This is a genomic window from Pseudomonas sp. GL_139_B (assembly GCF_057834475.1).
Map to the genome: position 1 here is coordinate 2,122,760 of NZ_CM174403.1, position 25,034 is coordinate 2,147,793.

Consider the following 25,034-nt stretch of genomic DNA (forward strand, 5'->3'; position numbering starts at 1 on the left):
GACGTGCTGACGATCTACAACACGCTCACCAAGAGCAAAGAAGTTTTCAAACCGCTGGATGGCAACAAGGTGCGCATGTACGTGTGCGGGATGACCGTGTACGACTACTGCCACCTGGGCCACGGCCGCAGCATGGTCGCGTTCGACCTGGTGACCCGCTGGTTGCGGTTCAGCGGTTATGACCTGACTTATGTGCGCAACATCACCGACATTGACGACAAGATCATCAATCGGGCCAACGAGAACGGCGAGTCGTTCGAAGCGTTGACCGAGCGCATGATCGCGGCGATGCACGAAGACGAAGCGCGCCTCAACATCAAGAAGCCGGACATGGAACCGCGCGCCACCGGGCATATCCCCGGCATGCACGCGATGATCCAGACCCTGATCGACAAAAGTTATGCCTACGCCCCGGGCAATGGCGACGTGTACTACCGCGTCGCCAAGTTCATGGGCTACGGCAAGCTGTCGCGCAAGAAAATCGAAGACCTGCGCATCGGCGCGCGGATCGAAGTCGACGAGTCCAAGCAGGATCCGCTGGACTTCGTGCTGTGGAAAGGCGCCAAGCCGGGCGAGCCGAGCTGGCCTTCGCCGTGGGGCGACGGTCGTCCGGGCTGGCACATCGAGTGCTCGGTGATGTCGACCTGCTGCCTCGGTGAAACCTTCGATATTCATGGCGGCGGCAGTGACCTCGAGTTCCCGCACCACGAAAACGAAATCGCCCAGAGCGAAGCGGCCACCGGCAAGACCTACGCCAACGCGTGGATGCATTGCGGGATGATTCGCATCAATGGCGAGAAGATGTCCAAGTCCTTGAACAACTTCTTCACCATTCGCGACGTGCTGGAAAAGTACCACCCGGAAGTCGTGCGTTACCTGCTGGTGTCGAGCCACTACCGTAGCGCGATCAACTACTCGGAAGACAACCTCAAGGACGCCAAAGGCGCACTCGAGCGTTTCTACCACGCGTTGAAAGGCCTGCCGAACGTAGCGCCTGCTGGCGGCGAAGCCTTCGTCGAGCGCTTCACCCAAGTGATGAACGACGACTTCGGCACCCCTGAAGCCTGCGCCGTACTGTTCGAGATGGTGCGTGAGATCAACCGTCTGCGCGAGAGCGATCTTGATGCGGCGGCGGGTCTGGCGGCGCGCTTGAAAGAACTGGCGAGCGTGCTGGGTGTGTTGCAGCTTGAGGCTGATGACTTCTTGCAGGCCGGCGCTGAAGGCCGTGTTGATGCGGCTGAAGTTGATGCGCTGATTGCTGCACGTCTGGCGGCACGTGCCGGTAAAGACTGGGCCGAATCCGACCGTATCCGCGACCAGCTCACTGCGATGGGTGTGGTGCTGGAAGACGGGAAGGGCGGTACGACCTGGCGTTTGGCTGACTGATAGATGTAATGCTAAAAAACAAAACCCGCTAAGTGCGGGTTTTGTTTTTAAGGGCTGTTCGCTAATTCTGCGGTGACAGGGCTGGCGTCTTCGCTGGCAAGCCAGCTCCTACAAGGTCGCGCCGTTCGCCAAAATTACGTACACCACGGACACTAATGAAATGGCTACCCCCGCCGCTCCCTGTGATCGCCCACTAAGCTTTCACAGGGGGCTCATCGGAGATCATTGCCATGAACAATGTAGCTATTGCCGCCATCGACCTCGGAAAACATTCCTTTCATCTGCATGCTCAAGATGATCGCGGCCACGAGGTTTACCGCAAAAAGTTTACGCGGGCAGCGCTCACCCAGTATCTGGCGAAACTGGAACCTTGCACCGTCGTGATGGAAGCCTGTGGCGGTGCCCACTTCATGGCACAGGAGGTCGCCAAACTGGGACATACGCCCAAGCTTATTGCGCCGCATCTGGTACGCCCTTACGTGAAAAGCAACAAGAACGACTTCGCCGATGCCGAAGCAATTTGCGAGGCGGCAACTCGCCCCACAATGCGCTTCGTGCACCCAAAAACCCAGGCTCAGCAGGCGTTGGCGATGCTCAATTCGGTGCGTGAGTCGTACATCAAAGACCGTACCGCCACCGTCAACCGGATTCATGCAGCCCTGCTGGAAGTGGGTGTCAGCCTGGCTCCCGGCTTCAAGTCGATCAAAGAGCTTCCAGCGTTGCTTGAGATGAGTTCATTTTCCGGCTCCATCAAAAAAATTCTGATGGGGCTGCATGAACACTTCAACTATCTGGATGGGAAGGTCAAAACGCTGGACAAGGATGTGGCATGCCAGGCCGCTGAAGATGACCTGGCGACGCGCTTGATGACCATGCCGTGTGTCGGGCCGATCACCTCCACCGTCCTGGCTGCCGAGTTGGGCGATGGCAAACAGTTCAAATGCGGGCGGGGCTATGCGGCCTCGATCGGATTGGTGCCCAAACAGCACGGCACGGGCGACAAAACCGTGCTGTTGGGCATCAGCAAGCGTGGTGATCGAAACCAGAGACGCCTGCTCATTCAGTGCGCCCGTGTGTACCTGATACAGCTGGAGCGACAGAAAGGAGCCCTGGCGGACTGGGTCCGCCAACTATTAGCCTCCCGCCATCACTCCAATCTCGTGGTCTGCGCGCTGGCCAACAAGCTGGCAAGAATCGCCTGGGCAATCGCGGCCCATCACACTGAATTCGATGCGGGGCCCGCCGCGATGAACGCCTGACCCCGCTGTCACCCGAGCACCACCCACCTGGTTTTGCGATGCTGGATAACTGATGACGTGAACGGCCAACCGGCCTGACGACAACCCTGAGCTCCTACACGGCTGAAAGGCCGTTCCACTAATTAGGGTCGTTGGGCATCGATTCTCATCGAGGCGCGGAGTGACACTCTCACTCAGACGCCGGATAGATGAAAGCAAGCCAAACACGACATCAAAAACAGTATTGCAGAAAAGGGGGTAACCATAGATGTAGGAGCTGGCTTGCCAGCGAAGGGGCCCGTCCGGCCAACCCATCATTCAGTCTGGCGCAAGCGCTTGTAAAGGGTATTACGGCTAACCCCTAACCGGCGCGCCAGATACGAAATATTCCCCCCAGCCGCTCGCAACTGCCGATTCAAGTCCTCCACATCATTCAAGTCCACCGCCAGCGTTTCAGGCGAATCGACTGGCTCCATCTCCAGATCGACAAAAAAATCATCCGGCAAATGCTCCGGCCGCACCGGTTGCTCCTCGGCCATGGCCAGCGCCACTTGCATCACGCTGCTGACCTGACGCAAATTCCCCGGCCACGGGTGACGGTCGAACAACTCCAATACCTCACGACTCAACCCGGCCCACTGCGACGGCTCGCGGTGTTGTTCCCATAAGCGCTTGAACAGCGCCTGCTTGTCGCTGCGTTCCCGTAGCGGCGGCAACTCCAGGGTTAAGCCGCCAATCCGGTAATACAGGTCTTCGCGAAAGCGGCCAAGTTGCACCTGCTCGCGCAACGCACGATTAGTCGCCGAAATGATCCGGATATCGACCGGGAACAGCTCGCTGCTGCCCACTGGCTGCACGCAACGTTCCTGCAACACCCTCAATAACCGAGCTTGAGTCGGCAACGGCATGTCGCCGATTTCATCGAGGAAGAGGGTGCCTTTATCCGCCTTGCGAATCAGCCCGATGCTGCCTTTCTGGTTAGCTCCGGTGAACGCGCCCTTTTCATACCCGAATAGTTCGGATTCCACCAGTTCGGCGGGAATCGCTGCACAGTTAACCGCAATGAACGGTTTTTTGCTGCGGGAGCTGGCCAGATGCAAGGCTTTGACGAACACTTCCTTGCCGACCCCGGTTTCCCCGTGAATCAACAGCGGAATGTCCTTTTCCAACAGACGTTCGGCTTGGCGCACGGCTTTTTCAACGCGGCTGTCGCCGAAGTGCAGGGAATTGAGGGTGATTGCTTCGGGTGCCGCCACGACCGGCTCCGCGCTCTTGGGTTCAGAAAACAGTCGCGCCTGAATAGGCACTTGTTTCGGCCGCCTCAACAGGCATTGAAAGCGGTTGCGCCCCGACGCTTGCAGGGCGAACGGCAGGCCGTCGGGCTGGTTCAGCAGTTCGAGCAACGAGACTTTGAACAAGCTCTCGATGCTCACTCGCGACAGGCTGATGCCCAATAGATTGTCGGCTCGGCGGTTGGCGGATAACACCTGGCCGGTCTCATCGAAGATCAGCAGGCCGGCCCATTGGCTGTCGAGGTTGTTAAGCCCGGTGTTGAAGGTCAGTTGAAAATGCTGGCCATGGAACAGGTTGAGAATCAGCCGGTTTTCCACGGTCTGACTCATCATTTTGACCATGCCCAGGGTGTGCGACGGCGGCAGGTAGCTGTCGCTGGACACATCCAGCACCGCAATGACTTTGCGCTCGGCATCGAAAATCGGTGCGGCGGAACCGGTCATGAAGCGGTTGGCTTTCAGAAAGTGTTCATCGTGCTCAATGTGCACGGCTTGCTCGCACACCAGCGCGGTGCCGATGGCATTGGTGCCGCTGCAATGCTCCATCCAGCTGGCGCCAGCGCTGAAACCACGGGTCAGGCTCGGCTCGATAAACCGCTGGGTGCCCCACGACGTCAGGACCTGGCCTTGATTGTCGGCGAGCATGATCAGGCAGTTGGAATTGCTAAGGATGTTTTCGTAATAGGGCAGCACTTCCTGGTGCGTGGTCTGCACCAGCGAATGTTGGCTCTCCAGCAATTGTGCGATGCCTTCGGCGGGCAGTTGGTCAAACGCCGGGGCGCTCTGATGGCTGAGGCCGAACGCGCGGCAGCGAGACCAGGAGTCCTGAATGACGGCATCGTGGGAGAGCGGCGAGGCAGGTGCGGCCATGGCAGTCGATCTCTGAGCAAGCTTTTATTGTTTTTATGGGTAGTTCTCTGTGGGAGCGCACGCCGGGATTGTTCCAGGCGATGGCGATTTTGATGACGCCATCGCCGGCAAGCCGGGCTCCTACAGGGGGCGTGAACAGTCCGTAGAGTGTTGTTCACTATTGTTCATTGTCAATCGGTGGATTGTTCAGTTGTTCAGTCACGGTTGTTCATTTCTGTTCATCAACGAAAGTGTGCAAGTTGCCAATTAAGGGATTTTCAAGCCAGATCAAAGGCTTGCATTTTTTGGCACGAAACTCGCTCTGTAGCTCCGGTCGCTTGACTCCAAATAATAAAAAAGGCCGAGCCATGTCATTAACCCTGGAGCACGTCAGCCGCACCGTCGAGGGCCAGACCTGGATCGACGATGCCTGCCTGAGTTTTGAACCCGGTTCCTTCAACGTTTTGCTCGGGCGCACGCTGTCCGGCAAAACCAGCCTCATGCGTTTAATGGCCGGTCTGGACAAGCCCGACAGCGGCCGCATCCTGATGAATGGCGTCGACGTCACCCAACGCCCTGTGAGGCTGCGTAACGTGTCGATGGTCTATCAACAGTTCATCAATTACCCAACCATGACCGTTTTCGAAAACATTGCCTCGCCGTTGCGCCAGGGCGGTGTTTCCAATGAACTGATCCAGAGCAAAGTGCTGGAAACCGCGAAGATGCTGCGCATCGAGAAGTTCCTTCAGCGCCATCCCCTGGAACTTTCCGGCGGCCAGCAACAGCGCACGGCCATGGCCCGCGCGCTGGTCAAAGATGCCGAGCTGATCCTGTTCGATGAGCCACTGGTCAATCTCGACTACAAGCTGCGCGAAGAACTGCGCCAGGAAATGCGCGAGCTGTTCAAGGCGCGGCACACCATCGCCATCTACGCCACCACCGAGCCCAACGAAGCCCTGGCACTGGGCGGCACCACGACCATTCTTCACGAGGGCCGGGTGATCCAGAGCGGCAATTCCTCCGAGGTCTATCACCAGCCGCAAAGCGTGCTCGCGGCAGAGCTGTTCTCCGAGCCCCCGATCAACCTGATGCCGGGGCGCATTGCCGGCAACGAAGTGAGTTTTGCCAATTTCGTGCACTTCCCGTTGAACGTGGATTTGCGGTCGGTGGGCGAGGGCGAGTTCCGCTTTGGCGTGCGGCCGAGCCACATCTCGCTGGTGCCGAGCAACGACGATGACCTGGAGCTGGCCGTGACCGTTGAGGTGGCCGAGATCAGCGGTTCGGAAACCTTCCTGCATGTGCGCAACGAGCATTTTTTGCTGGTGCTGCACTTGCCCGGCGTTCACGAATACGACGTCGATGCGCCGATCCGCATTTATATCCCGACCCATAAACTGTTTGTGTTCGATGCGCAGGGGCGTTTGATCCAGGCGCCCAGCCGCCGTATTGCGAGGGTTGCCTGATGGCCGAAATCCGTTTGCAGAACCTCGCCCACAGCTACACCAAAACCCCGGCCGGACCCGAGGATTACGCGATCCGCGAGATGGACCATGTTTGGGAACAGGGCGGCGCCTACGCGTTGCTCGGGCCTTCGGGGTGTGGCAAGTCAACCTTGCTCAACATCATTTCCGGGCTGCTCAGCCCCTCTCAAGGGCATGTGTTGTTCGACGGCAAAACGGTCAACAACCTCACGCCAGAGAAGCGCAACATCGCCCAGGTTTTTCAGTTTCCGGTGGTCTACGACACCATGACGGTGTTCGATAACCTGGCGTTTCCGCTGCGTAATCAGGGTATGGCCGAAGCCAGAATTCACAGCAAGGTGCAGGAAATTGCCGAGGTCCTGGACCTGCAGGCGCTGCTGAGTAAAAAGGCCAGCAACCTCACCGCTGACGAAAAGCAGAAAGTCTCCATGGGTCGTGGGCTGGTGCGCGATGACGTCTCGGCGATCTTGTTCGACGAACCGCTGACCGTGATCGACCCGCACCTGAAGTGGAAGCTGCGGCGCAAGCTCAAGCAGATCCACGAGCAGTTCAACATCACCATGGTCTACGTCACCCACGATCAGCTGGAGGCCTCGACCTTCGCTGACAAGATCGCGGTGATGTACGGCGGGCAGATCGTGCAGTTCGGTACGCCGCGTGAATTGTTCGAACGGCCTAGCCACACCTTTGTCGGCTATTTCATCGGCAGCCCGGGGATGAATCTGATCGAGGTCAAGCCGCAACCGGGGGGCGTGGGGTTCGCCTCGACGCATCTACCGTTGTCTGAAGCACAACAGAAACGCATCGCCGAGTCCGAGTGGGAAACCCTCAAGGTCGGCATCCGGCCAGAGTTCGTGCATGTGTGGGAAGAACCCTTTGATGACGCGATGAAGGCACAGGTCGTACACATTGAAGACCTCGGCACCTACAAGATCCTGAGCCTGAACCTCGACGGCGCTCCGTTGAAAGTACGCCTGGCTGAAGACAAACCGGTGCCCGAAGGCACGGCGTACATCAGTTTTCCGGCGCAGTGGTTGATGGTCTATGCCGATGAATTCCTGCTGGAGGCACAGCCATGAACAAGGTGCAAAACAACAAGGCCTGGTGGCTGGTGTTGCCGGTGTTTCTGCTGGTGGCCTTCAGTGCCGTGGTCCCGATGATGACGGTGGTCAACTATTCGGTGCAGGACATCTTCGACCAGTCCAGCCGCTACTTCGTCGGCGCCGACTGGTACAGGCAAGTGCTGCTCGATCCGCGTCTGCACGACTCGCTGCTGCGCCAGTTCATCTACTCCGCCTGCGTGCTGCTGATCGAAATCCCGCTGGGAATCGCCATCGCCCTGACCATGCCGACCAAGGGGCGCTGGTCGTCGCTGGTGCTGATTATTCTGGCGATTCCTTTGTTGATCCCATGGAACGTGGTCGGCACGATCTGGCAGATTTTCGGCCGGGCCGACATCGGCCTGCTGGGGTCGAGCCTCAATGCCATGGGCATCAGCTACAACTATGCGTCGAACACCATGGACGCCTGGGTCACGGTGCTGGTGATGGATGTGTGGCACTGGACGTCGTTGGTCGCGCTGTTGTGTTTCTCCGGTTTGCGGGCGATTCCGGACGTGTATTACCAAGCGGCGCGGATTGATCGGGCCTCGGCCTGGGCGGTATTCCGGCACATCCAGTTGCCCAAGCTGAAAAGCGTGCTGCTGATCGCGGTGATGCTGCGCTTCATGGACAGTTTCATGATCTACACCGAGCCGTTCGTGCTGACCGGTGGCGGGCCGGGGAACGCAACGACGTTCCTCAGTCAGACGTTGACCCAGATGGCCGTAGGGCAATTCGACCTGGGGCCGGCCGCAGCGTTTTCGCTGGTGTACTTCCTGATCATCCTGTTGGTGTCGTGGCTGTTCTACACCGCTATGACTCACTCTGACGCCAACCGCTGAGGTCTGCCATGAGCAAGAGAAAACTCATTCCACTGCTGATCTACATCCTGTTCCTGCTGGTGCCGATCTACTGGCTGTTGAACATGTCGTTCAAGAGCAACACCGAAATCCTCGGCGGCCTGACGTTGTTCCCCGCCGATTTCACCCTGCATAACTATAAGGTGATTTTCACTGATCCGAGCTGGTACACCGGTTACCTCAACTCGCTGTATTACGTGAGCCTGAACACGGTGATCTCCCTGAGCGTGGCGCTGCCGGCGGCGTATGCGTTTTCGCGCTATCGCTTCCTCGGCGACAAGCACCTGTTCTTCTGGCTGTTGACCAACCGCATGGCACCACCGGCGGTGTTCCTGTTGCCGTTCTTCCAGCTGTATTCCTCGATCGGTCTGTTCGACACCCACATCGCGGTGGCCTTGGCTCACTGCCTGTTTAACGTGCCGTTGGCGGTGTGGATTCTTGAGGGCTTCATGTCCGGCGTCCCCAAGGAAATTGACGAAACGGCCTACATCGACGGCTACAGTTTCCCCAAGTTTTTCGTGAAGATTTTCGTCCCGCTGATCGGCTCCGGTATCGGCGTCACGGCATTTTTCTGCTTCATGTTTTCCTGGGTCGAGTTGTTGTTGGCGCGCACTCTGACGTCGGTCAATGCCAAACCGATTGCGGCGGTAATGACCCGCACGGTTTCGGCGTCCGGCATCGATTGGGGCGTACTGGCAGCGGCGGGGGTATTGACCATCCTGCCGGGCATGCTGGTGATCTGGTTTGTTCGCAACCACGTGGCCAAGGGCTTTGCCCTCGGCCGGGTATAAGGAGCTGATGATGGAATGGATGAGTTGGACGGTCCCCACAGCGGCATTCTTCGTTGTCATTGGCCTGATTCTGGTGGGCATGACGACCTGGGAATTGCGTTCGCCGAGCATTCTTCGGCGGGGTTTGTTGCCGATTGCCACTACCCGTGGCGATCGGCTGTTTATCGGTCTTCTCGGCAGCGCCTACCTGCATTTGCTGGTAATTGGCGTCACCGACTGGAGCATCTGGGTAGCGTCCGCGTTGTCCCTGGTGTGGCTGTTGGCTGTGATGCGTTGGGGCTAGTCGAATCGCTCGGCAATGTTGCTCCGAAACTTAAACGGGAGGTTTCTATGTTCGACAAAAACAATAAGCTGCGACATAGCATTTCATTGGCAGCCATGCTGGCACTCAGTGGGTTGAGCGCTGCGGCCTGGGCCGACGCCTATGAAGACGCTGCGAAGAAATGGATTGGCGACGAATTCAAACCGTCCACCCTGACGGCCGATCAGCAGCTCGCGGAATTGAAGTGGTTCATCAAGGCGGCCGAGCCGTTTCGCGGGATGGACATTAAGGTCGTTTCGGAAACCCTGACCACTCACGAGTACGAGTCCAAGGTGCTGGCCAAGGCCTTTACCGAGATCACCGGGATCAAGGTCACCCACGACCTGCTGCAAGAAGGCGACGTGGTGGAAAAGCTGCAGACTGTGATGCAATCGGACAAGAGCATCTATGACGGCTGGGTCAACGACTCGGACCTGATCGGTACGCACTTCCGCTACGGCAAGACCGAAGCGATCACCGACCTGATGGCCAACGAAGGCAAGAACTTCACCTCGCCGACCCTGGACATCAAGGACTTCATCGGTACTTCCTTCACCACGGCCCCGGACGGCAAGCTCTATCAGCTGCCTGATCAGCAATTTGCCAACCTCTACTGGTTCCGTGCCGACTGGTTTGAGCGGCCGGAGTTGAAAGCCAAGTTCAAAGAAAAATACGGCTACGAATTGGGCGTGCCAGTGAACTGGTCAGCCTATGAAGACATCGCCAAATTCTTCAGCGAAGACGTCAAGGAAATCGACGGCAAGCGAGTCTACGGGCACATGGACTATGGCAAGAAAGACCCGTCCCTGGGCTGGCGCTTCACCGATGCCTGGTTCTCCATGGCCGGTGGCGGTGACAAGGGCCTGCCCAACGGTTTGCCGGTGGACGAGTGGGGCATTCGGGTCGAGGATTGCCATCCGGTGGGCTCCAGCGTGACCCGCGGTGGCGACACCAACGGCCCGGCGGCGGTGTTCGCCACCCAGAAATACGTCGACTGGCTCAAGGCCTATGCACCACCGGAGGCGGCGGGCATGACCTTCTCCGAGGCCGGCCCGGTACCGGCCCAAGGCAACATTGCCCAACAGATTTTCTGGTACACCGCGTTCACTGCGGACATGACCAAGCCCGGTTTGCCGGTGGTAAACGCCGATGGCACGCCGAAATGGCGCATGGCGCCATCCCCGCGCGGTCCGTATTGGGAAGAGGGCATGAAGCTGGGGTATCAGGACGTGGGTTCCTGGACGTTCATGAAGTCCACACCTGAGAAACAGAAACTGGCTGCCTGGCTCTATGCCCAGTTTGTGACCTCGAAAACCGTGTCGCTGAAGAAAACCATCGTCGGCCTGACGCCGATTCGCGAGTCGGACATCAACTCGCAAGCGATGACCGACCTGGCACCGAAGCTCGGTGGCCTGGTGGAGTTCTACCGCAGCCCGGCCCGCGTGCAATGGACCCCGACCGGGACCAACGTGCCGGACTATCCGCGTCTGGCGCAACTGTGGTGGAGCCACATCGCCGAAGCGGCGAGCGGCGAGAAAACTCCGCAAGAGGCTCTGGACGGTCTGGCCAAGGATCAGGACGCGATCATGTCCCGTCTGGAACGTTCGAAGGCGCAAATCACCTGTGCCCCGAAAATGAACCCCGAGCGCGATGCGCAATACTGGTTCGATCAGCCGGGCGCACCGAAGCCTAAGTTGGCGAACGAGAAGCCTAAGGGTGAAACGGTCAGCTACAACGAGCTGCTGAAGTCGTGGGCGAACGCGCCTAAGTAAGCACTGTCCTGAGAAAGGCGAACGGCACCGAAAGGTGCCGTTTGCTTTTGTGCCTGATCCATTGCAATCGCGAGCAGGCTCACTCCCACAATGATCTGCGATGTTCACAGCATTTGTGACCGACGCAAAATCTGTAGGAGTGAGCCTGCTCGCGATAACGGGCTGACATTCACCATTGATGTTGCCTGGCCTACCGCATTCGCGGGAAAGCCGTGAACCACAGTTCGTATTTCAATTCTGGATGTTTAAGCGTTTAGGTGGATTGGCAGAACCTTCCCACAATGTTTTCAGGTTGCCCGTCGGACGTCAGCTCTCTAGCCAGTGGACGTCGCTGCCAATTCAGCGATCGGGATTGGAACCCCGGAACCCCGAAAGCGCAAAAGTGGCTTTCATGACGTATGCTTGCGCACCTTGATGGTGTGCACTCCGTTATGGCGGCTGTGCGCGGGAGACTTCGAGTCTGTCGGGTTTTTCGGTGGCCCGGGTTCCAACCTGCGTACAGCTGCCACCCCTTCGCGTGGAACCGAATGGGCCAGCTCCACCTCCTCACCGGAAATACATCATGAAAAAATCAACACCCAACCCTCCCGAAGCAGACGCTGTTGCGGACGCCGACCCAACATCCCCCTACGCCTCTGTCGACACCCGAAAACTCCACGAAGCCGCTGACCGCGCCCTCGACTATTACCTCAACCCCAGCGCCAAAATCATGGCCACGCCATACACCCCCAATAAGATGTTCTTCGTCAATCCCAAAGCCGACACCGAATCGCTGCTGGCCAATGCCTGCGAATCCCTGGCCTCGGCCACGGTCATGCTCGGTGACTTTGCCGCGCTGCTGGAAGGCACGCACCGTCAGACGTTATTGGGGATTGCGCAGGTGGTGATGCTCGGCGAACTGGCAGTGAACAAGGCATTGGATAACGTCGACCCCGCTGGCTGATCAACGGGACGGGGCAGATACCAAAAAACGCGGCGCTAGAAGGGCCGCATTTTTATTGAATGGCTGACAGCCCGTTTTGCCTAAATGGTTCAGGTCAAGGCTGCGAGTTGTTCGATCGTTTGCGGATAGCGTTCAACCAGACGGATCAGTGTCGTGGCTTGGGCATTGGGCGTCGCTCGTCCCTGTTCCCAGTTCTCGAGAGTTCGGGTGTTGGTGCGCAGATACATGGCGAACACTGACCGGGAGAGGTTTAGCTGTTGGCGGATGGCTAGCACTTCCTCGGCAGTGATGGGCATCAGTTTTGGCAGCTGGACCTTGTGGGTACGCAGAGTGATCTTGCCTTGGCGCTCATCGGCCAGGGCTTCCAGGCCATCCATCAGTTCGGAAAAAATGTCACGTTTCATAGTGGGATCTCGTGTTGATTTCTCTTTCTAGTGCTTGTCTGAAAATTTTCTTCTGGGAGGACGACAAGTCGTCTTGCTCGTTTTTGCTGTACACGGTGAATAGCCAGAATTGATCAAAGCCTGACCACCAGTAATAAATCACCCGTAATCCGCTGCGCTTGCCTTTACCTCGTCGTTGATCGCAGAAGCGAATTTTGCGCAATCCACCAGTGCCCTCAATGAGATCGCCCGCTTCCGGATTCCTCAGCAACTCCAACTGGAAGCTGCGAAACAGATCGTCGTCCAGATAATCGTCTCGGTGTTTTTGAAACATACGTAATTCGATAAAAAGAGCATCCATGTTCTGTACGCTACCTACGTATAGTGTTGTCTCGATAATCGAATCGGTCAAGGCCTTCAAGCCATCCTTTTTCGCTCCCGTTTCAACGGTAGACCCCGGTCGTAAAAACACCTGTAGGACGAGTCGACCAGTGCGGTGAGAGCATTCGATAAAGGAGAGGGGATGCTTGGCAGGCAGTAGGACTGACCAGGGAAGCGGTGCATATATCGATGTCTGAAAACCACTATCCCCAAACGCAAAAACGGCACCCGAAGGTGCCGTTTATGTTTTTGTAGCCTGATGTCGCCGAGGGATCAGCCCGCCAAACCTGCCTGCTGAACCAGAACCAGCAGCGGTTGTGGGTAGACGCCGAGGAAGAACGCGACCAGCGCGATAGCCAGCAGCATCACGCCGCCTGCACGTTGTTCCCAGTGCAGTTGCGCATCGTGGCGACGCAGGTTCGGCTCGATCAGGAACAGAGTGACCATCACACGCAGGTAGTAGAAAACGCCGATGGCGCTGCCCAGTACCAGGGAACCGACCAGCCACCACTGATGGGACTCGACGCCGGTAGCGATGATGTAGAACTTGCCGATGAAGCCCGCGGTCAGCGGGATACCGGCCAGGGACAGCATCATCACGGTCAGCACGGCGGTCAGGTACGGACGACGCCAGAACAGGCCGCGGTATTCGTACAGGGCATCCGCGTCACGACCGTTGTACGGCGAGGACATCAGGGTGATCACGCCGAAAGCGCCGAGGCTGGTGATCACGTAGGTGACCAGGTACACGCCGATGGCTTCCACGGCCAGACCCTTGCTCGCCACCAGGGCGATCAGCAGGTAGCCGAAGTGCGCGATGGACGAGTAACCCAGCAGACGCTTGAGGTTGCTTTGGGTCAGAGCCAAAAGGTTACCGAACAGGATCGACGCAATGGCGATGATGGTCAGTACGTCGCTCAGCACACCGCTGCTCGCCGCTGGCGAGATCTGGAACAGACGCACCATCACCGCGAACACGGCAACTTTGGAAGCGGTCGCCAGGAATGCGGCCACCGGTGCCGGAGCACCTTCGTACACGTCCGGGGTCCAGAGGTGGAACGGCACCAGCGACAGCTTGAACGCCAGACCGATCAGCATCATGCCCAAGCCCAGTTGCGCCAGCGAGCTTGGCAGACCAGTAGCGGCCAGCGCCTGGCCGATACCGCTGAAGCTCAGGCTGCCCGAGTCGGCATACAGCAGCGCCATACCGAACAACAGGAATGCAGAACCGGCGGCCGACAGCACCATGTACTTGATACCGGCTTCAAGCGAGCGCTTGTTGAAGAAGGCATACGCCACCAGACCATAGACCGGCACCGACAGCAGTTCCAGACCGACGAACAACCCGGCCAGGTGCTGTGCGCTGACCAGAACCAGGCCACCGGCGGCGGACATCAGGATCAGCAGGTACAGTTCTTCACGGTTGCCTGGGTAACCCGAACCGCCATCGCCGAGGTAGGCGTGGGCGAGGGTCACACAAGCGAGGGTGGCGACCAGGATCAGCGCCATGTACAAGCAAGCGAAGCTATCGATTTGCAGCAACGGGGTCACGGCCAATGGCGCGACTTTCAGGGCTGGCAGGATCGACAGCAGCGCCAGGTTCAGACCTGCCACCGAAATCAGAAAGGTCTGCGAGTGGTTGCGGCGCCAGGCAATCGCCAGCATCACCACGATGATCGTGGCGCTGGTGATCAACAACGGCGCTAGCGCGATAAAGTGTTGAGTCGTGAATTCCATAGCGCTCTTACCGGGCCGAAGCGAGTTGAGTGAAGGCGGAGCCGATCCACTGCTGCACGCCATGCATCGTCGCGGCAGAGGTATCGAGGAACGGTTGTGGGTACACGCCGATGTAAATCAGCAGCGCCGCCAGCCCGACCACCATGATCAGTTCGCGACCATCCATGCCATGCATCACTGCGTCCGACTTGGACGGGCCGAAGTAGGCACGGTGGATCATGATCAGCGAGTAGACCGAACCGAACACCAGGCCGGACGTTGCGATCACGGTGATCCACGGCGCAGCGGGGAAGGTGCCGATCAGGATCAGGAACTCGCCGACGAAGTTGCCGGTACCCGGCAAGCCCAGGGAAGCAGCCGCGAAGAACAGGCTGATGGCCGGCAGGTAAGCGATCTTCGACCACAGGCCACCCATTTCACGCATGTCGCGGGTGTGAGTGCGTTCGTACAGCTGACCGCTGAGGATAAAGAGTGCTGCCGCCGACAGACCGTGTGCCAGCATCTGCATCACCGCGCCCTGCAGCGCCAGTTGGCTGCCGGAGTAGATGCCAATCAACACGAAGCCCATGTGGGAAACGGAGGAATAGGCGATCAGACGCTTGATGTCGGTTTGGGCGAAGGCCAGGAACGCACCGTAGAAGATCCCGATCAGACCCAAGGTCATGGCGAACGGCGCGAACTCGGCCGAGGCATTCGGGAACAGCGGCAGGGCGAAACGCAGCAGACCGTAAGCCGCCGTCTTCAACAAGATACCGGCCAGGTCGACCGAACCCGCGGTTGGCGCCTGGGCGTGAGCATCAGGCAACCAGGAGTGGAACGGTACGACGGGCAACTTGACCGCGAAGGCGATGAAGAAGCCGAGCATCAGGATGTACTCGGTGGTCATCGACATCTTGGTTTTCAACAGGTCGGCGTAGTTGAAAGTAATCACGCCGGTGTCGTTGAAGTTGACCAGGACCAGCGCCAGGATCGCCACCAACATGATCAGGCCGGACGCCTGAGTGAAGATGAAGAACTTGGTCGCCGCGTAGATCCGGGTTTTCTTGCCGTCCGAAGAACTGTGACCCCAGAGCGCGATGAGGAAGTACATCGGCACCAGCATCATTTCCCAGAAGAAGAAGAACATGAACAGGTCGAGGGCGAGGAACACGCCGACCACACCGCCCAGGATCCACATCAGGTTCAGGTGGAAGAAGCCAACATGACGTTGAATCTCTTTCCACGAGCACAGTACCGAGAGGATACCCAGCAGACCGGTCAGCAGGATCATCAGCAGCGACAGTCCATCGAGGGCCAGGTGCACGCTGATGCCAAAACGCTGGATCCAGATGTGCTTGAACTCAAGCGCCCAGACCGGATCGGCGCCAGGCGCCGGAGCAAATGAATAGTTACCGTGGGCCCACAGCCAGAGGCCGAGCGCGAGTTCCAGGGTCATGGTCAACAGCGCAATCCAGCGGGGGAGGGTGGCGCCGAAGCGCTCACCCATCCAGCACAGCAGGCCGCCGATGAAGGGGATCAGGATTAGCCAAGGCAGAATCATGACGGGCTCAATTCCTTTCGCAAGTTCGCAAGGTTCATATTCAGACCGCTACCAGCACGATGGCGCCGATGACCAGCACGGAGCCGGCTGCCATCGATGCCGCGTACCAACGCAGTTGACCGGTTTCGGTACGGCTCAGGGCGGTGTGGCCGCCTTTGGCCATACGCGGGATCAGACCGATGGTCTGGTCGAGCGGGTCTCTGCGCAGTGCGTGGCTGATCGCAAGGTATGGCTTGACGAACAGTTTGTCGTAGATCCAGTCGAAGCCCCAGGCAGCGAACCACCAGGCCGAAAGGAAGCGGCCGATGCCGCTGTTGGCGATGGCAGTGACGAAACGACGCTTGCCGAGGAACAGCAGCGCGGCCAGCAGGATCCCGGACAGGGCGATGGCGCCCGAGGCGATTTCCAGACTGTGCTTGGCTTCGCCACCGGCATGGCCGACGCTTTCCGGCAGCACACCGTGCAGCGGCGGAACGATCATCGCGCCGATGAAGGTCGATAGCACGATCAGCACCGACAGTGGCAGCCAGTGAGCGATACCGTGACCCGCGTGCGCTTCAGTCTTCGCTTCACCGTGGAACGTGATGAAGATCAGGCGGAAGGTGTACAGCGAGGTCATGAACGCACCGACCAGCCCCGCATACAGCAGACCGTGGTTGCCGCTGGCGAACGCTTCCCAGAGGATTTCGTCCTTGGAGTAGAAACCTGCGGTCACCAGCGGCAAGGCAGACAGTGCCGCGCCGCCGACGATGAAGCTGGTGTAGGCCAGTGGCAGTTTCTTCCACAGGCCGCCCATCTTGAAGATGTTCTGCTCGTGGTGGCAGGCAACGATCACCGCACCGGACGCGAGGAACAGCAGCGCCTTGAAGAAGGCGTGGGTCATCAGGTGGAAGATCGCGCCGTCCCAAGCGCCAACGCCCAGGGCCAGGAACATGTAGCCGATCTGGCTCATGGTCGAGTAGGCGAGGATACGCTTGATGTCGGTCTGAACCAGTGCGGCGAAACCAGCCAGCACCAGGGTCACGCCGCCGACGATGCCGACGAGGTGCAGGATCTCCGGCGCCAGGGTGAACAGGCCGTGGGTACGGGCGATCAGGTAAACGCCAGCGGTCACCATGGTCGCAGCGTGGATCAGTGCCGAAACCGGGGTAGGACCGGCCATCGCATCCGCCAGCCAGGTTTGCAGCGGCAGTTGCGCGGATTTACCGACAGCGCCGCCCAGCAGCATCAGGGTGGCCATGACCATCCAGAAGTCGCCGGCCTGGAATTTCTGCGGTGCCAGCACCAGCAGTTCCTGGACGTTCAGCGTGCCCAGTTGGGCGAACAGAATGAACAGGCCGATGGCCATGAACACGTCGCCGATACGGGTCACGATGAAAGCCTTGAGGGCCGCGTTACCGTTGTTGCGGTTGCTGTAGTAAAAACCGATCAACAGGTACGAGCACAGGCCCACGCCTTCCCAGCCGAAATACAGGAACAACAGGTTATCGCCCAGGACCAGGAACAGCATGCTGGCGATAAACAGGTTGGTGTAGGCGAAGAACCGCGAGTAACCGGCTTCACCGCGCATGTACCAGGACGCGAACAGGTGGATCAGGAAGCCGACACCGACGACCACACCGAGCATGGTCACGGACAGGCCATCCAGGTACAGCGCGAAGTTCGGCGTAAAGCCTTCCACCGCCATCCACCGCCACAACACCAGGGTGTAGTGGCCGCCTTCCGGCGGGGCGACGTTGAATTGCCAGATCACGTAAGCCGAGACGATGGCAGACAGACCGATGGAACCGACGCCAATCAGCGCCGACAGGTTTTCCGAGAGGCGGCCGCGTGAGAACGCCAGCAGCAGGAAACCTATGAGAGGGAATACGAAAGTCAGATAGAGAAGATTCATCCGCGCATCTCGCTGGCAGCGTCGATATCGAGAGTGTGGAAGCGGCGATACAGCTGCAACAGAATCGCCAGGCCAATACTGGCCTCGGCGGCTGCCAGGCTGATCACCAGGATGAACATGATCTGTCCATCCGGCTGCGCCCAGCGGCTACCGGCAACGATGAACGCCAAAGCGGAGGCATTCATCATGACCTCCAGGCTCATCAGCACGAAGAGAATGTTGCGGCGGACCATCAGGCCGACCAGACCGAGGCAGAACAGGATGCCGGCGACCGCCAGACCATGCTCCATAGGGATAGCAGGCATCGTCATTGCTCCTTGGCTTCGTTGCGGCCCAAGTGGAACGCCGTGACGGCTGCAGCAAGCAGCAACATCGAGGCGAGTTCGACCACCAGCAGATACGGGCCGAACAGGCTGATGCCCACGGCCTTGGCGTCTACGGTGGTGTGGCCGACGGCCTGACCGCTGGAATGGCTGAACAGCACATACAGCAGTTCACCCAGCAGCAATGCGCCGAGAATCACCGGGCCGAGCCAGATGCCGGGCTTGAGCCAGACGCGCTCTTGCTGAACCGAGGCGGGCCCCAGGTTCAGCATCATCACCACGAACACGAACAGCACCATGATGGCGCCAGCGTAAGCGATCACTTCCAGTACACCGGCAAACGGTGCGCCGAGGGCGAAGAACGTCATGGCCACGGCGATCAGCGAAATGATCAGGTAGAGCAGGGCGTGCACAGGGTTGGTGTTGGTGATCACGCGAAGCGTGGACACCACAGCGATACCCGATGCGAAATAGAAAGCGAATTCCATCTTTCTTCCTTAAGGCAGCAAGCTCTTCACGTTGATCGGCTGGGCTTCATTTTGCGCGGAGCCTTTCGGCTTCCCGGCAATCGCCATACCTGCAACACGATAGAAGTTGTAATCAGGGTTTTTGCCGGGGCCGGAGATCAGCAGATCTTCTTTCTCGTAAACCAGGTCCTGACGTTTGAACTCGGCCATCTCGAAATCCGGTGTCAGCTGGATCGCGGTGGTCGGGCAGGCTTCCTCGCAGAGGCCGCAGAAAATGCAGCGCGAGAAGTTGATGCGGAAGAAGTCCGGGTACCAGCGACCGTCTTCGGTTTCAGCTTTCTGCAGCGAGATGCAGCCAACCGGGCACGCCACGGCACACAGGTTGCAGGCTACACAACGCTCTTCGCCATCAGGGTCGCGGGTCAGGACGATACGGCCACGGTAGCGCGGCGGCAGGTACACGGCTTCTTCCGGGTACTGCAGCGTGTCGCGCTTGCGGAAGGCGTGGCCGAAAATCATCACCAGGCTGCGAAGCTGGGTGAAGAAGCCATGCACGATGTCAAATATGTACTTCATGATTCTCTATCCTCACTGAGCCGCGACGGCGGGCGTGTTGAGCAACACGATCGCAGCGGTCACCAGCATGTTGACGAGGGTCAGCGGCAGGCAGAACTTCCAGCTGAAATCCATCACTTGGTCATACCGTGGGCGCGGGATCGAAGCGCGCAGCAGGATGAAAATCATGATGAAGAACGCGGTTTTCAGTGCGAACCAGATGAACGGGATCTGCGGCAGGATATCGAACGGACCGTGCCAGCCACCGAAGAACAAGGTCACCAGCAGCGCCGAAATCAGCACGATACCGATGTACTCGCCGACGAAAAACATGCCCCATTTCATGCCGGCGTATTCGATGTGGTAACCGTCGGCCAGTTCCTGTTCCGCTTCCGGCTGGTCGAACGGGTGACGGTGAGTCACGGCCACGCCAGCGATGAAGAAGGTCAGGAAACCGAAGATCTGCGGAATGATGAACCACAGGTGCTGGGCCTGGTAATCAACGATGTCGCGCATGTTGAACGAGCCGACCTGGATCACGATGCCCATCAACGACAGGCCCATGAACACTTCGTACGACACGGTTTGCGCCGAGGCCCGCAAGCTGCCCAGCAGGGCGAACTTGTTGTTACTCGACCAACCGGCGAACAACACCGCGTAGACCGACAGTCCGGCCATGGCAAAGAAGAACAGGATGCCGATGTTCAGATCCGCCACGCCCCAGGTCGGGGTGATCGGGATAATCGCGAAGGCAATCAGCAGGGCGCTCATGGCCACGACTGGTGCCAAGGTGAAAATCATCTTGTCGGCGAACGGCGGGGTCCAGTCTTCCTTGAAGAACATCTTGATCATGTCGGCCGCGATCTGGAACGCGCCGAACGGGCCGACGCGGTTCGGACCGTAACGGTCCTGCCAGAGGGCGAGCAAACGACGCTCGACCCAGCTGAGCAGCGCGCCGCACACCACCACGGCGAGCAGAATCACGATGGCCTGGATGACCGAGATGATCACGGCGATCACTTCAGGAGTGAACCAAGTCATTGCGCTGCCTCCTGCAGACCGTCAACGGATTTGCCAAAGATCGCTGGCGGAATGCCGGCGATGCCCGCAGGCAATGCAACCAGACCGGCACCCAGCTCTTCATTGATGCGCAGCGGCAGACGCAGGGTCTGGCCAGCCACGCTCAAGCTGAGCATGGCGCCATCGTTGACACCCAGACGATCAGCTTCGGACTTGGCCAAAGCGACGTAAGCGGCCGGAATGCGTTCCTGAACCGGCGCGGCTTTCGAAGAGGTCTCTTCGCTGCCCAGCAGGTGGAAGAACGGCACAACCTGCCAGGTGCCCGGAGCCGGGTTGAATGCACGCGGCACAGCGGCGAACCAGTTCAGCGAGTCACCGGTGCTTTCGATCAGGCGGGTGCCCGGGTCGCCAGCGCGGATGTGACCACCGACTTCGTCCTGGAACTTGTTCCAGGCTTGCGGCGAGTTCCAGCCCGGAGACCAGGCGAATGGCACTTGCTGACGCGGTTCGACCGAGCCCGAGTAACCTTCCATCGAGAAGTTGAACGCGGTGTCGTTGTCTTGTGGGGTACGCGGTTCGTGCACGTTGATGTCAGCGCGCATGGCGGTACGACCGGAATAACGCAGCGGTTCGCGGGCCAGTTTCATGCCCTTGATGCGGAACGAGGCGGACGGTGCAGCATCAACGATACGCGCCAGTTGCGGCGTGCTCGAAGCGACGGCAGCGGTGACGTGGTCCAGCTGGGTCCAGTTGATCGGCTGGTTCAGCAGGGTGGCGCGCAGGGCATGCAGCCAGCGCCAGCCTTCGTGAACCAGGATGCTGGCGTCCATGTATTTAGGATCGAAGACCTGGAAGAAGCGCTGGGCGCGGCCTTCCTGGCTGACCAGCGTACCGTCGCCTTCAGCGAAACTCGCCGCTGGCAGAACCAGGTGCGCGCGGTCGCTGGTAGCAGTCTTCTGATGGTCGGCAACGATCACCACTTTCGCGGCGCTCAGTGCGGCATCAACCTTGGCTTTGTCGGTACGGGTGTACAGATCGTTTTCCAGCACGACGATGGCGTCGGCTTTGCCATCGATCACCGCTTGCAGCGCGGCGTCGACCGAGTCACCACCGAGCATGGCCAGGCCGAGGCTGTTGGCCTCTGGCACGATCAGGCTGATGGAACCGTTCTTCTCGCGCAGCTTCAGGGCTTTGGCGATGTTCGCGGCGGCTTCGATCAGCGCCTTGGAACCCAGCGAGGTGCCGGCAATGATCAATGGACGCTTGGCGGCGAGCAGGGCGTCGGCAATGCGCTTGGCCAGTTCGAGGGCTTCAGCATCCAGACCTTCAACCGCTGGAGCGCTGGCGTCGAGGGCGTGAGCCACGGCGAAACCAATGCGGGCCAGGTCGTCCGGTGCTGCATGAACGCATTCTTCGGCGACGTCGTCGAGCTTGGTTTCAGCCAGGCTGGCGATGAACAGCGGGTTCAGCGCGTGCTGACCGATGTTCTTCACGGCGGCGTCGAGCCAAGGCTGAACGCGCATGGCGTCGGCCATGTCTTCGGCCTTGCCTTTGACCGACTGACGCAGGGACAGGGCCATGCGCGCAGCGGTCTGGGTCAGGTCTTCACCGAGGACGAAAATCGCGTCATGGTCTTCGATGTCGCGCATGTTCGGGATCGGCAGCGGGCTGTCTTTCAGCACCTGCATGACCAGACGGATGCGGTCCAGCTCGGCAGCTTCGATACCGGAGTAGAAGTGCTCGGCGCCGACCAGTTCGCGCAACGCGTAGTTGCTTTCAAGGCTGGCACGCGGCGAACCGATACCGACGATGTTGCGACCGCGCAGCAGGTCAGCGGCTTTATCCAGCGCTTCGTCGAGGCTCAGCTTGGCGCCGTTGGCCAGCAAAGGCTGACGCGGACGATCTTCGCGGTTGACGTAGCCATAGCCGAAACGGCCACGGTCACACAGGAAGTACTGGTTTACCGAACCGTTGAAACGGTTTTCGATACGACGCAGTTCACCGTAGCGCTCGCCCGGGGAGATGTTGCAACCGCTGGAGCAACCATGGCAGATGCTCGGCGAGAACTGCATGTCCCACTTACGGTTGTAACGCTCGGAGTGAGTCTTGTCGGTGAACACACCGGTCGGGCAGACCTCGGTGAGGTTGCCGGAGAACTCGCTTTCCAGGGTGCCATCTTCAACGCGACCGAAGTACACGTTGTCGTGGGCGCCGAACACACCGAGGTCGGTGCCGCCAGCGTAGTCTTTATAGAAGCGCACGCAGCGGTAGCAAGCGATGCAGCGGTTCATTTCGTGGGAAATGAACGGGCCCAGTTGCTGGTTCTGGTGAGTACGCTTGGTAAAGCGGTAACGGCGCTCGTTGTGGCCGGTCATTACCGTCATGTCTTGCAGGTGGCAGTGACCGCCTTCTTCACAGACCGGGCAGTCGTGAGGGTGGTTGGTCATCAGCCATTCAACGACGCTGGCGCGAAACACTTTCGCTTCTTCGTCGTCGATGGAGATCCAGCTGCCATCGGTGGCGGGGGTCATGCACGACATGACGATCCGACCACGCTTGTCGTTCTCGTCGGTGTACTGCTTGACCGCGCACTGGCGGCAAGCGCCAACGCTGCCAAGGGCTGGGTGCCAGCAGAAATACGGGATATCGAGGCCTAGCGACAGACATGCCTGTAACAGGTTGTCTGCCCCATCGACTTCGAGCTCTTTGCCGTCTACGTGGATAGTGGCCATGGTTCAAAGTTCTTCGTTGGCCCGGTGTCAGCGGGCGTGGCTAATGGAATCTTGTATTCGCGTGAATCAATACAGCCGTTTAAAGGCGTCATCACGCGAGAAAGCGAAGGGCACGGACCCTTCGCCTTTTTTAAGCGTTTACGCGCCGACTACGATCGGCCTTGCCAGAGGCGGGACGACGGCGCTGGTGGGAGCGATGCCGGCTTCGAACTCTGGACGGAAGTATTTGATTGCGCTGCCCAACGGTTCCACGGCGCCCGGTGCGTGAGCACAGAAGGTCTTGCCAGGGCCGAGGAAACCGACCAGACCCAGCAGGGTCTCGATGTCGCCGGCTTGCCCTTCACCGTTCTCGATCGCACGCAGGAGCTTGACGCTCCACGGCAAACCGTCACGGCACGGGGTGCAGAAACCGCACGACTCACGGGAGAAGAACTCTTCCATGTTGCGCAGCAGGGACACCATGTTGACGCTGTCGTCCACCGCCATGGCCAGGCCGGTACCCATACGGGTGCCCACTTTGGCGATGCCGCCGGCATACATTTGTGCGTCGAGGTGTTCCGGCAACAGGAAACCGGTACCGGCGCCACCTGGCTGCCAGCACTTGAGCGTGTAACCGTCGCGCATGCCGCCGGCGTAGTCTTCGAACAGCTCGCGGCCGGTAACGCCGAATGGCAGTTCCCACAGCCCAGGGTTCTTGACCTTGCCGGAGAAGCCCATGAGCTTGGTGCCCATGTCTTCGCTGCCTTCGCGGGCCAACGATTTGTACCAGTCCACGCCGTCGGCGATGATCGCCGGGACGTTGCACAGGGTTTCAACGTTGTTCACGCAGGTCGGCTTGCCCCACACGCCAACGGCGGCAGGGAAGGGCGGCTTGGAGCGCGGGTTGGCGCGGCGGCCTTCGAGGGAGTTGATCAGTGCGGTTTCTTCACCGCAGATGTAACGCCCGGCGCCGGTGTGGACGAACAGTTCGAAATCGAAGCCGCTGCCCAGGATGTTCTTGCCCAGCAGGCCCGCTGCCTTGGCTTCTTCCACGGCACGGTTGAGGTGCTTGGCGGCGGTGGTGTATTCGCCACGCAGGAAGATGTAGCCACGGTAGGTTTTCAGCGCGCGAGCACTGATCAGCATGCCTTCGATCAGCAGATGGGGCAGTTGCTCCATCAGCATGCGGTCTTTCCAGGTGTTCGGCTCCATTTCATCCGCGTTGCACAGCAGGTAGCGGATGTTGATGGATTCGTCTTTTGGCATCAGGCCCCACTTCACGCCCGTGGGGAAGCCTGCACCGCCGCGACCTTTCAAGCCGGAATCCTTCACGGTCTGGACGATGTCGTCCTGAGCCATGTCGGCGAAGGCTTTGCGCGCAGCGGCGTAACCGTTCTTGGCCTGGTACTCGTCGAGCCACACGGCTTCGCCGTCGTCACGCAGACGCCAGGTGAGCGGGTGAGTCTCGGCCGACCGCTTGATGCGGTTGGCAGGGCCGAAGGAAGTCAGGGTCATACGTAGCCCTCGAGCAATTTGGCAACGCCGGCAGGCTGCACATCGCCGAACGTGTCGTCGTCGATCATCAACGCCGGCGCCTTGTCACAGTTGCCGAGGCAGCAGACCGGCAGCAGGGTGAAACGACCGTCGGCGGTGGTCTGACCCAGGCCGATGCCCAGCTTGCTCTGGATTTCGCTGACCACGGATTCGTGACCACCGATGTAGCAGACCATGCTGTCGCAAACGCGAATGATGTGGCGGCCCACTGGCTGGCGGAAGATCTGGCTATAGAAAGTAGCCACCCCTTCGACGTCGCTCGCCGGAATGCCGAGGATCTCGCCGATGGCGTACAGAGCGCCGTCCGGCACCCAGCCACGTTCCTTCTGGACGATCTTCAGGGCTTCGATCGACGCCGCGCGCGGGTCTTCGTAGTGATGCAACTCGTGCTCGATGGCCGAGCGCTCGGTTTCACTCAAGGTGAAACGGTCTGTCTGGATAAGCGTGCTGTTCATG

At 59.4% G+C, this 25,034-nt stretch carries 22 protein-coding genes; 9 read left to right on the forward strand and 13 right to left on the reverse strand.

All coding sequences use genetic code 11. The features are described from left to right. Positions 1-3 precede the first annotated feature (3 nt). Both cysS and AC3ISI_RS09795 read left to right on the forward strand, forming a co-directional pair. The gene (gene cysS, locus AC3ISI_RS09790) at positions 4-1,386 is read left to right on the forward strand and encodes a cysteine--tRNA ligase (RefSeq protein WP_489336686.1); all 1,383 of its coding nucleotides are present in this window, start codon (positions 4-6) and stop codon (positions 1,384-1,386) included. Positions 1,387-1,616: 230 nt separating this feature from the next. Continuing rightward, entirely contained in the window at positions 1,617-2,645 is a 1,029-nt protein-coding gene (locus AC3ISI_RS09795; protein ID WP_489336687.1) for an IS110 family RNA-guided transposase, read from the forward strand. Between the two features lie 293 nt (positions 2,646-2,938). Here AC3ISI_RS09795 and AC3ISI_RS09800 read toward each other — a convergent pair whose 3' ends face one another. Beyond that, entirely contained in the window at positions 2,939-4,786 is a 1,848-nt protein-coding gene (locus AC3ISI_RS09800; protein WP_489336689.1) for a sigma-54-dependent Fis family transcriptional regulator, read from the reverse strand. A 347-nt stretch (positions 4,787-5,133) separates the two neighbouring features. Between AC3ISI_RS09800 and AC3ISI_RS09805 the strand changes: the two genes are divergently transcribed. The 7 genes from AC3ISI_RS09805 (at position 5,134) to AC3ISI_RS09835 (ending at position 12,013) form a co-directional block, all read left to right on the forward strand. After that, complete coding sequence (locus AC3ISI_RS09805) at positions 5,134-6,228, forward strand: ABC transporter ATP-binding protein (RefSeq protein ID WP_489336691.1); 1,095 nt, start codon at positions 5,134-5,136, stop codon at positions 6,226-6,228. After that, positions 6,228-7,325 (forward strand): ABC transporter ATP-binding protein, encoded by a 1,098-nt coding sequence (locus tag AC3ISI_RS09810; RefSeq protein ID WP_489336693.1) that lies wholly within the window; start codon positions 6,228-6,230, stop codon positions 7,323-7,325. The genes AC3ISI_RS09805 and AC3ISI_RS09810 overlap by 1 nt, the downstream gene beginning before the upstream one ends. After that, positions 7,322-8,188 carry a carbohydrate ABC transporter permease gene (locus AC3ISI_RS09815; RefSeq protein WP_489336694.1) on the forward strand — a complete coding sequence of 289 codons (867 nt, stop codon included), beginning with the start codon at positions 7,322-7,324 and terminating at the stop codon, positions 8,186-8,188. The genes AC3ISI_RS09810 and AC3ISI_RS09815 overlap by 4 nt, the downstream gene beginning before the upstream one ends. 8 nt (positions 8,189-8,196) lie before the next feature. Then, positions 8,197-8,997, forward strand: coding sequence for a carbohydrate ABC transporter permease (locus AC3ISI_RS09820; RefSeq protein ID WP_489336696.1), 801 nt, complete (start codon positions 8,197-8,199; stop codon positions 8,995-8,997). Between the two features lie 10 nt (positions 8,998-9,007). Continuing rightward, positions 9,008-9,280 (forward strand): DUF2160 domain-containing protein, encoded by a 273-nt coding sequence (locus tag AC3ISI_RS09825; protein ID WP_489336697.1) that lies wholly within the window; start codon positions 9,008-9,010, stop codon positions 9,278-9,280. A 47-nt stretch (positions 9,281-9,327) separates the two neighbouring features. Beyond that, the gene (locus AC3ISI_RS09830) at positions 9,328-11,070 is read left to right on the forward strand and encodes an ABC transporter substrate-binding protein (protein ID WP_489336699.1); all 1,743 of its coding nucleotides are present in this window, start codon (positions 9,328-9,330) and stop codon (positions 11,068-11,070) included. A gap of 562 nt (positions 11,071-11,632) precedes the next feature. Beyond that, positions 11,633-12,013, forward strand: a complete 381-nt coding sequence (locus AC3ISI_RS09835; protein WP_489336701.1) for a DUF6124 family protein — start codon at positions 11,633-11,635, stop codon at positions 12,011-12,013. Positions 12,014-12,102: 89 nt separating this feature from the next. On the opposite strand, the gene AC3ISI_RS09840 is transcribed toward AC3ISI_RS09835, so the two are convergent. The 12 genes from AC3ISI_RS09840 to nuoE all read right to left on the reverse strand — a co-directional run bounded on the left by AC3ISI_RS09840 (position 12,103) and on the right by nuoE (position 25,033). After that, on the reverse strand, positions 12,103-12,417 hold the full coding sequence (locus AC3ISI_RS09840; protein ID WP_489336703.1) for a helix-turn-helix domain-containing protein: 315 nt from the start codon (positions 12,415-12,417) through the stop codon (positions 12,103-12,105). Further along, the gene (locus tag AC3ISI_RS09845; RefSeq protein WP_489337687.1) at positions 12,407-12,757 is read right to left on the reverse strand and encodes a toxin; all 351 of its coding nucleotides are present in this window, start codon (positions 12,755-12,757) and stop codon (positions 12,407-12,409) included. The genes AC3ISI_RS09840 and AC3ISI_RS09845 overlap by 11 nt, the downstream gene beginning before the upstream one ends. Before the next feature lie 293 nt (positions 12,758-13,050). Next, the gene (gene nuoN / locus AC3ISI_RS09850; RefSeq protein ID WP_489336705.1) at positions 13,051-14,514 is read right to left on the reverse strand and encodes an NADH-quinone oxidoreductase subunit NuoN; all 1,464 of its coding nucleotides are present in this window, start codon (positions 14,512-14,514) and stop codon (positions 13,051-13,053) included. A gap of 7 nt (positions 14,515-14,521) precedes the next feature. After that, complete coding sequence (nuoM, locus tag AC3ISI_RS09855; protein ID WP_489336706.1) at positions 14,522-16,054, reverse strand: NADH-quinone oxidoreductase subunit M; 1,533 nt, start codon at positions 16,052-16,054, stop codon at positions 14,522-14,524. Between the two features lie 40 nt (positions 16,055-16,094). Further along, positions 16,095-17,948 (reverse strand): NADH-quinone oxidoreductase subunit L, encoded by a 1,854-nt coding sequence (gene nuoL / locus AC3ISI_RS09860; protein ID WP_489336707.1) that lies wholly within the window; start codon positions 17,946-17,948, stop codon positions 16,095-16,097. Then, a complete protein-coding gene (nuoK, locus tag AC3ISI_RS09865; protein WP_007946416.1) occupies positions 17,945-18,253 on the reverse strand; it encodes an NADH-quinone oxidoreductase subunit NuoK in 309 nt (102 codons plus the stop codon). Before nuoK ends, nuoL begins: the two co-directional genes overlap by 4 nt. A gap of 2 nt (positions 18,254-18,255) precedes the next feature. Continuing rightward, positions 18,256-18,759 carry an NADH-quinone oxidoreductase subunit J gene (nuoJ, locus tag AC3ISI_RS09870; protein WP_489336708.1) on the reverse strand — a complete coding sequence of 168 codons (504 nt, stop codon included), beginning with the start codon at positions 18,757-18,759 and terminating at the stop codon, positions 18,256-18,258. Between the two features lie 9 nt (positions 18,760-18,768). After that, complete coding sequence (gene nuoI / locus AC3ISI_RS09875) at positions 18,769-19,314, reverse strand: NADH-quinone oxidoreductase subunit NuoI (protein WP_007946418.1); 546 nt, start codon at positions 19,312-19,314, stop codon at positions 18,769-18,771. Positions 19,315-19,326: 12 nt separating this feature from the next. Continuing rightward, a complete protein-coding gene (gene nuoH, locus AC3ISI_RS09880; protein WP_046032492.1) occupies positions 19,327-20,334 on the reverse strand; it encodes an NADH-quinone oxidoreductase subunit NuoH in 1,008 nt (335 codons plus the stop codon). After that, positions 20,331-23,045, reverse strand: coding sequence for an NADH-quinone oxidoreductase subunit NuoG (gene nuoG / locus AC3ISI_RS09885; RefSeq protein WP_489336709.1), 2,715 nt, complete (start codon positions 23,043-23,045; stop codon positions 20,331-20,333). The genes nuoH and nuoG overlap by 4 nt, the downstream gene beginning before the upstream one ends. Positions 23,046-23,183: 138 nt before the next feature. Then, positions 23,184-24,539 carry an NADH-quinone oxidoreductase subunit NuoF gene (nuoF, locus tag AC3ISI_RS09890; RefSeq protein ID WP_109629418.1) on the reverse strand — a complete coding sequence of 452 codons (1,356 nt, stop codon included), beginning with the start codon at positions 24,537-24,539 and terminating at the stop codon, positions 23,184-23,186. Further along, positions 24,536-25,033, reverse strand: coding sequence for an NADH-quinone oxidoreductase subunit NuoE (gene nuoE, locus AC3ISI_RS09895; protein ID WP_008020715.1), 498 nt, complete (start codon positions 25,031-25,033; stop codon positions 24,536-24,538). The genes nuoF and nuoE overlap by 4 nt, the downstream gene beginning before the upstream one ends. Position 25,034: the final 1 nt, after the last annotated feature.

Coding starts and splice junctions, on each gene's coding strand:
- AC3ISI_RS09820 (WP_489336696.1), top strand. CDS start 8,197: ATGAGCAAGAGAAAACTCATTCCACTGCTGATCTACATCCTGTTCCTG.
- nuoK (WP_007946416.1), bottom strand. CDS start 18,253: ATGCCTGCTATCCCTATGGAGCATGGTCTGGCGGTCGCCGGCATCCTG.
- nuoH (WP_046032492.1), bottom strand. CDS start 20,334: ATGACTTGGTTCACTCCTGAAGTGATCGCCGTGATCATCTCGGTCATC.
- AC3ISI_RS09840 (WP_489336703.1), bottom strand. CDS start 12,417: ATGAAACGTGACATTTTTTCCGAACTGATGGATGGCCTGGAAGCCCTG.
- nuoG (WP_489336709.1), bottom strand. CDS start 23,045: ATGGCCACTATCCACGTAGACGGCAAAGAGCTCGAAGTCGATGGGGCA.
- AC3ISI_RS09835 (WP_489336701.1), top strand. CDS start 11,633: ATGAAAAAATCAACACCCAACCCTCCCGAAGCAGACGCTGTTGCGGAC.
- AC3ISI_RS09795 (WP_489336687.1), top strand. CDS start 1,617: ATGAACAATGTAGCTATTGCCGCCATCGACCTCGGAAAACATTCCTTT.
- nuoE (WP_008020715.1), bottom strand. CDS start 25,033: ATGAACAGCACGCTTATCCAGACAGACCGTTTCACCTTGAGTGAAACC.
- nuoJ (WP_489336708.1), bottom strand. CDS start 18,759: ATGGAATTCGCTTTCTATTTCGCATCGGGTATCGCTGTGGTGTCCACG.
- AC3ISI_RS09815 (WP_489336694.1), top strand. CDS start 7,322: ATGAACAAGGTGCAAAACAACAAGGCCTGGTGGCTGGTGTTGCCGGTG.
- nuoM (WP_489336706.1), bottom strand. CDS start 16,054: ATGATTCTGCCTTGGCTAATCCTGATCCCCTTCATCGGCGGCCTGCTG.
- nuoI (WP_007946418.1), bottom strand. CDS start 19,314: ATGAAGTACATATTTGACATCGTGCATGGCTTCTTCACCCAGCTTCGC.
- AC3ISI_RS09800 (WP_489336689.1), bottom strand. CDS start 4,786: ATGGCCGCACCTGCCTCGCCGCTCTCCCACGATGCCGTCATTCAGGAC.
- AC3ISI_RS09805 (WP_489336691.1), top strand. CDS start 5,134: ATGTCATTAACCCTGGAGCACGTCAGCCGCACCGTCGAGGGCCAGACC.
- nuoF (WP_109629418.1), bottom strand. CDS start 24,539: ATGACCCTGACTTCCTTCGGCCCTGCCAACCGCATCAAGCGGTCGGCC.
- AC3ISI_RS09810 (WP_489336693.1), top strand. CDS start 6,228: ATGGCCGAAATCCGTTTGCAGAACCTCGCCCACAGCTACACCAAAACC.
- AC3ISI_RS09830 (WP_489336699.1), top strand. CDS start 9,328: ATGTTCGACAAAAACAATAAGCTGCGACATAGCATTTCATTGGCAGCC.
- AC3ISI_RS09825 (WP_489336697.1), top strand. CDS start 9,008: ATGGAATGGATGAGTTGGACGGTCCCCACAGCGGCATTCTTCGTTGTC.
- AC3ISI_RS09845 (WP_489337687.1), bottom strand. CDS start 12,757: ATGGATGCTCTTTTTATCGAATTACGTATGTTTCAAAAACACCGAGAC.
- nuoL (WP_489336707.1), bottom strand. CDS start 17,948: ATGAATCTTCTCTATCTGACTTTCGTATTCCCTCTCATAGGTTTCCTG.
- nuoN (WP_489336705.1), bottom strand. CDS start 14,514: ATGGAATTCACGACTCAACACTTTATCGCGCTAGCGCCGTTGTTGATC.